Below are 4806 nucleotides of genomic sequence, written 5' to 3' on the forward strand. Positions count from 1 at the left end.
TGCGCTTTCGGCTTGTCGCACGGATTTGAGGAATTCTCCGACGCTGGCAAACCCGCGCCGGGGGTCGAGTTCTCGGTTGTCGCTGACGCTGAGGATGCTCGCGCTTGTCGGCACGCTGACGGCAGCGGGAGACGGCTGCACGGCAGCGCCTGACGCCAACGCCACCGCCACCGCGACGCTGGCCGAGCGTGCCTCCTCTGCCACCAGGCTCATCTCCCTGTCGATGGCGGCAGAGGCTGTTTCGATCTGCGCGCGCAGTGCGTCGAAGTGGCTGACCTCTTCTACCGTCAGATCGCGGTTCTCGGCGGCGGCGGCACCTTCCGTCAAGGCACGGGCGTCCTTGACGAGCTTGGCCTTCTTGGCCTGCAGTTCTCGTAGATGTTTGCTCATTGCGGGTTCTCCAAATGAAAAAACCCGTGCGGGTGAGCATCACCGGTGCGGGTATAAAAAAAGCCGCCGAGGCTTCCCTCAAGCGGCTGTGCGTTGGTTCTGCCCGGTGATGCCGGACAGTGGGGGCATCACATCAAGGCCAGCGTGTTCCTGGCTTGGACGAGACGAGAGGTGGCCCGGCTCTGCGCGCGGCCACGCTTTTGCATCATCGTGATGACGTTTGGACGAGACGAGAGGTGGCCCGGCTCTGCGCGCGGCCACGCTTTTGCATCATCGTGATGACGTCATCGAAGGTCGCGATGCCATCGACCATCTTTTGGGCCAGTGCCGGCCGCGTCTGCGCCTAGTACACGGCCCTGGCCCATGCCATCGCGCACGCTGGCAATCGGCTGGCCACGCCCCTTGGCGACGGCTTTGGTGAAGCGTCTGCGCCTAGTACACGGCCCTGGCCCATGCCATCGCGCACGCTGGCAATCGGCTGGCCACGCCCCTTGGCGACGGCTTTGGTGAACGCGCGCGCCGTAGTAGTCATCCACGCGCGATTGCATAAAGCCAAGCGCTTGCTCGTCCAGAGGTCCGTATGGATTGCCTTCGACCTTGTACTTGCCAGCCGAGATTAAGGTGGGGGTGACGCCGTCAGCGGCCAGTGCCTGCGAATAGTCGAAGTGCGCTTGCCACACACCGATGGAGCCGACTTCGCCGCCGGGGGTGACGTATAACTCCCCAGCGGCGCAGCCGATCCAGTAGGCCGCGCTGGCGGCCAGGCTGTTGGCTACTGCCACGACCGGTTTGATCGAGCGCGCCGACTGGATCTGGTCCGCCAGTTCGGCAACACCGTAGACGCTGCCGCCGGGACTATCGATGTCGTGGGGGTGACGCCGTCAGCGGCCAGTGCCTGCGAATAGTCGAAGTGCGCTTGCCACACACCGATGGAGCCGACTTCGCCGCCGGGGGTGACGTATAACTCCCCAGCGGCGCAGCCGATCCAGTAGGCCGCGCTGGCGGCCAGGCTGTTGGCTACTGCCACGACCGGTTTGATCGAGCGCGCCGACTGGATCTGGTCCGCCAGTTCGGCAACACCGTAGACGCTGCCGCCGGGACTATCGATGTCGATCAGAATTTGACTGACCGTGTCATCGGCAAGCGCCTGGCGCAAGGCGGCACCAAGCAGATGCATGCGTGCTCGTGGTGCCAGGGCCAGACACATCCTCGACCATGTTGCCGCGCTGGGTGACCACGCCATACAGCGGCAGCACCGCGATGCCATCGCCTGACGCCGATTGCGCACTTTGACGTTTGAGCTGACGTGCCTGGCGGTCTGCCATCACGCGCTCGAGGAGGTCGTCAGCAACCGGCGCATGCTGACTCCAACGGTCAAACACTGCAGTCAGCGCATGCAAGCGCTCGGGCATCAACGCCCAGGGAGTGGTCAGGAACTCAGCCATCAGCAGTCCCCCGCGCATGTCACGTTTCATCGTCATCGTCTTATTCGTTGATCTTGCTGGGCTCAGCGTTGTCGTCATCCGGTGGCGCTTGTGTCGGTGTGGGCTGCTGATTGGGACCGGTGGCACCCATGTTGAGTGCCACCAAGGGTTCGTCCAATCCAGGCAGTGGCGCGTAGTTCTCGGCCACGCGCACCTCATTGCGGGTGAGCGCCCCCATGCTGACCATCGCCGAGTAGTAAGTCGCCCGGCTGTTGGCGTCACCGCGCATCAAGGCTGCGAAATCGAATTCGCAGTCCATGTCGTCCTCATCGAGCATCAGATCGGCGCGAATGCTGGCTTCCCAGCGCTCGGCCCACGGACGCATGGTGTGCTCGTGGTGCCAGGGCCAGACACATCCTCGACCATGTTGCCGCGCTGGGTGACCACGCCATACAGCGGCAGCACCGCGATGCCATCGCCTGACGCCGATTGCGCACTTTGACGTTTGAGCTGACGTGCCTGGCGGTCTGCCATCACGCGCTCGAGGAGGTCGTCAGCAACCGGCGCATGCTGACTCCAACGGTCAAACACTGCAGTCAGCGCATGCAAGCGCTCGGGCATCAACGCCCAGGGAGTGGTCAGGAACTCAGCCATCAGCAGTCCCCCGCGCATGTCACGTTTCATCGTCATCGTCTTATTCGTTGATCTTGCTGGGCTCAGCGTTGTCGTCATCCGGTGGCGCTTGTGTCGGTGTGGGCTGCTGATTGGGACCGGTGGCACCCATGTTGAGTGCCACCAAGGGTTCGTCCAATCCAGGCAGTGGCGCGTAGTTCTCGGCCACGCGCACCTCATTGCGGGTGAGCGCCCCCATGCTGACCATCGCCGAGTAGTAAGTCGCCCGGCTGTTGGCGTCACCGCGCATCAAGGCTGCGAAATCGAATTCGCAGTCCATGTCGTCCTCATCGAGCATCAGATCGGCGCGAATGCTGGCTTCCCAGCGCTCGGCCCACGGACGCATGGTGTAGGTAGCGCACGAATTCGATTGACTGCTGTTCGATGTTGTTGTTGGTCGCACGATCCAGGTCCGCAATCATGTGCGGCGGAACACGGAACAAGCGTGCGATGTCGGTGACCTGAAATTTGCGCAGTTCCAGGAACTGCGCTTCCTTGTTGGTCACGCCGACCTCGTGGTACTTCATACCTGCTTCCAGGACCAGCACCTTGCCACGGTTCATCGCGCCCTGCGCGTGCTGGTAAGACTCTCGGAAGTTGTCGCGAGCGGGTTTGTCCTTGAAGGTGCCGGGGTATTCGATCCAGCCGCCGGTGGGCTTGGCGTCGTTGGCAAAAAAGCGTGAGCCGTACTCCTGGGCGGTGAGCGCCAGGCCAACACTCTCGCGCGCCATCTCGATAGGCGACAGGCCGATCATGCCGTCGGACGCACGAATTCGATTGACTGCTGTTCGATGTTGTTGTTGGTCGCACGATCCAGGTCCGCAATCATGTGCGGCGGAACACGGAACAAGCGTGCGATGTCGGTGACCTGAAATTTGCGCAGTTCCAGGAACTGCGCTTCCTTGTTGGTCACGCCGACCTCGTGGTACTTCATACCTGCTTCCAGGACCAGCACCTTGCCACGGTTCATCGCGCCCTGCGCGTGCTGGTAAGACTCTCGGAAGTTGTCGCGAGCGGGTTTGTCCTTGAAGGTGCCGGGGTATTCGATCCAGCCGCCGGTGGGCTTGGCGTCGTTGGCAAAAAAGCGTGAGCCGTACTCCTGGGCGGTGAGCGCCAGGCCAACACTCTCGCGCGCCATCTCGATAGGCGACAGGCCGATCATGCCGTCGGAGGACAGCCCCCGCAGATGCCAGACAGCGCCGCGCGGCAGAATGGTCTGATTGCCGAAGCGGTCTATCATGCGGTAGCTGTATTCATCGGCCTGAGTATTGGAGAGCACCAGGCTGATCCGATCCGGGTGGATCGGGATGAGATCGGTGATCTGGCCCGCCGCATCGCCGACAATGCGACAGAACGCATTGCCACGCAGCGCCAGGTGGCCCATGAGCATTTCGCGCCACTCGAATGGGTTCTGATACCGATTCGGACGCACGTGGAATAGCCGGTACAACCAGTGATCGGTCACCTCCACCTTGCCACGGCTGTGTGGGCTGTACAGGATGAAAGGCAAGGAGGCCATGCTTTGCCCCCGCAGATGCCAGACAGCGCCGCGCGGCAGAATGGTCTGATTGCCGAAGCGGTCTATCATGCGGTAGCTGTATTCATCGGCCTGAGTATTGGAGAGCACCAGGCTGATCCGATCCGGGTGGATCGGGATGAGATCGGTGATCTGGCCCGCCGCATCGCCGACAATGCGACAGAACGCATTGCCACGCAGCGCCAGGTGGCCCATGAGCATTTCGCGCCACTCGAATGGGTTCTGATACCGATTCGGACGCACGTGGAATAGCCGGTACAACCAGTGATCGGTCACCTCCACCTTGCCACGGCTGTGTGGGCTGTACAGGATGAAAGGCAAGGAGGCCATGCTTTCGGCGGCCAGGATGCGCACGCAGGCATAGACGGCTGACAGACGCAGCGCCGACTCGCTCGAAATCCGTGCACCACTGGTGGTGCGCAGGGTGACCGGCTCGAACCAGAACGATCCCCATGCGCTGTGGTCGTTCGCATCAGCGCGCGCCCGGCCGAAATGACCGAGGAAGTCGGCAAGGCGTCCCATCACAACACCATCAATTGGTAACTGCTGTCGATGACGATGCCGTCGCCAGGCTTGATCGCGCGTGAGAACGCCATGATCAGTGCGTCGAACCAGAACGATCCCCATGCGCTGTGGTCGTTCGCATCAGCGCGCGCCCGGCCGAAATGACCGAGGAAGTCGGCAAGGCGTCCCATCACAACACCATCAATTGGTAACTGCTGTCGATGACGATGCCGTCGCCAGGCTTGATCGCGCGTGAGAACGCCATGATCAGTGCGACGA

At 62.3% G+C, this 4806-nt stretch carries 10 protein-coding genes; all 10 read right to left on the minus strand.

Annotated elements, in window-relative coordinates:
* Nucleotides 1-390 (minus strand): hypothetical protein (locus tag XANALMUS060_RS16545; protein WP_045739382.1); only part of this gene is annotated, 390 nt, incomplete at its 3' end.
* 284 nt (nucleotides 391-674) lie between these two features.
* On the minus strand, nucleotides 675-1172 hold the full coding sequence (locus XANALMUS060_RS16550; protein ID WP_052688249.1) for a S49 family peptidase: 498 nt from the start codon (nucleotides 1170-1172) through the stop codon (nucleotides 675-677).
* The gene (locus tag XANALMUS060_RS16555; protein ID WP_052688250.1) at nucleotides 1163-1567 is read right to left on the minus strand and encodes a S49 family peptidase; all 405 of its coding nucleotides are present in this window, start codon (nucleotides 1565-1567) and stop codon (nucleotides 1163-1165) included. The genes XANALMUS060_RS16550 and XANALMUS060_RS16555 overlap by 10 nt, the downstream gene beginning before the upstream one ends.
* Entirely contained in the window at nucleotides 1524-1871 is a 348-nt protein-coding gene (locus XANALMUS060_RS21540; protein WP_200894088.1) for a hypothetical protein, read from the minus strand. The genes XANALMUS060_RS16555 and XANALMUS060_RS21540 overlap by 44 nt, the downstream gene beginning before the upstream one ends.
* 4 nt (nucleotides 1872-1875) lie before the next feature.
* Nucleotides 1876-2199, minus strand: coding sequence for a phage portal protein (locus tag XANALMUS060_RS16560; protein WP_082065228.1), 324 nt, complete (start codon nucleotides 2197-2199; stop codon nucleotides 1876-1878).
* Entirely contained in the window at nucleotides 2151-2504 is a 354-nt protein-coding gene (locus XANALMUS060_RS16565; RefSeq protein WP_152640584.1) for a hypothetical protein, read from the minus strand. Before XANALMUS060_RS16565 ends, XANALMUS060_RS16560 begins: the two co-directional genes overlap by 49 nt.
* Nucleotides 2505-2508: 4 nt before the next feature.
* The gene (locus XANALMUS060_RS17865) at nucleotides 2509-2832 is read right to left on the minus strand and encodes a phage portal protein (protein ID WP_082065228.1); all 324 of its coding nucleotides are present in this window, start codon (nucleotides 2830-2832) and stop codon (nucleotides 2509-2511) included.
* Nucleotides 2774-3241 (minus strand): phage portal protein, encoded by a 468-nt coding sequence (locus tag XANALMUS060_RS16570; RefSeq protein ID WP_052688252.1) that lies wholly within the window; start codon nucleotides 3239-3241, stop codon nucleotides 2774-2776. Before XANALMUS060_RS16570 ends, XANALMUS060_RS17865 begins: the two co-directional genes overlap by 59 nt.
* The gene (locus XANALMUS060_RS16575) at nucleotides 3238-4545 is read right to left on the minus strand and encodes a phage portal protein (RefSeq protein WP_052688253.1); all 1308 of its coding nucleotides are present in this window, start codon (nucleotides 4543-4545) and stop codon (nucleotides 3238-3240) included. Before XANALMUS060_RS16575 ends, XANALMUS060_RS16570 begins: the two co-directional genes overlap by 4 nt.
* The coding region (locus XANALMUS060_RS20780) for a hypothetical protein (RefSeq protein WP_235430586.1) at nucleotides 4545-4806 on the minus strand (262 nt) is incomplete at its 5' end. The genes XANALMUS060_RS20780 and XANALMUS060_RS16575, both read right to left, overlap by 1 nt.

Origin of the sequence: Xanthomonas sp. MUS 060, assembly GCF_000963215.1 — a bacterium.
In the GTDB taxonomy this organism is placed as follows: domain Bacteria; phylum Pseudomonadota; class Gammaproteobacteria; order Xanthomonadales; family Xanthomonadaceae; genus Xanthomonas_A.